Here is a 771-nt window from a genome sequence, read left to right as displayed (position 1 = left end):
ATCCATGAGACTGACGGAACAGGAACAGCAAGCTATCACTCAGGTGATTTCCCAGTATGACCCTACAGCGCGGGTGCTATTATTTGGCTCCCGCACAGACCCTGCCAAAAAAGGGGGGGATATTGATTTGCTGGTGATTTCGGCAAAACTGGGATTCACTGATAAGCTGAATATCCTTGCGGATCTCCATGAACGACTGGGTGAGCAGAAGATTGATCTGCTGCTGGATGCCGATGGTACAGGTGACTTTACAAGAACGGTTCTTCCTACAGCAATAGAACTTCAGAGGTAGATACGGTTATGACAGAAGACAAGCGCAGGCTATTGGAAAAACAACTGCAACAAATGAACAAAGCGGCTGCAGGCTTGCGCTGGTCTTTGGAGCGGTGTCAGCCGCTGGATGTGGGTCAGCTAACCCTTGAAGATGAGGAAAAGTTTGAAACCCTGACTGCACGCTTTGCCCGCATGAGCGATATCCTGATTCAGAAAATCTTCCGGTTGGTGGATGAGCTGGATTTGGAAAGCCCGGGCACTGTGCGTGATCGCATCAACAGAGCGGAAAAGAAAGGCTTGATTGATGCTGCACGAGACTTCGTGGTCATTCGTGAGCTGCGCAATGCGATTGCCCATGAGTATGAAGAATCCGCGCTGGCAGAGATTCACAGAGAGGTTCTGCGCTTAACACCGCAGCTGTTGGCTGCGCCGGAGCGTATTGCACGCTATGTAAGGAAATAACTTCAAGGGCAGTAGAGACTGCCCTCCGCCCGAAAT

2 protein-coding genes are annotated in these 771 nt (G+C 50.7%); both read left to right on the top strand.

The features are described 5' to 3' along the window. The coding region (locus tag E1189_RS04765) for a nucleotidyltransferase domain-containing protein (RefSeq protein ID WP_230460168.1) at positions 1 to 292 on the top strand (292 nt) is incomplete at its 5' end. A gap of 8 nt (positions 293 to 300) precedes the next feature. After that, positions 301 to 735, top strand: coding sequence for a HepT-like ribonuclease domain-containing protein (locus tag E1189_RS04760; protein ID WP_155158910.1), 435 nt, complete (start codon positions 301 to 303; stop codon positions 733 to 735). Positions 736 to 771: the final 36 nt, after the last annotated feature.

The sequence above is a fragment of the Parendozoicomonas verongulae genome, from assembly GCF_009711465.1.
GTDB classification, from domain to species: Bacteria; Pseudomonadota; Gammaproteobacteria; order Pseudomonadales; family Endozoicomonadaceae; genus Sansalvadorimonas; species Sansalvadorimonas verongulae.
The sequence above is the reverse complement of the archived record's forward strand: the minus strand, read 5'-3'. Positions and strand labels throughout refer to the sequence as shown.

Coding starts and splice junctions, on each gene's coding strand:
- E1189_RS04760 (WP_155158910.1), top strand. CDS start 301: ATGACAGAAGACAAGCGCAGGCTATTGGAAAAACAACTGCAACAAATG.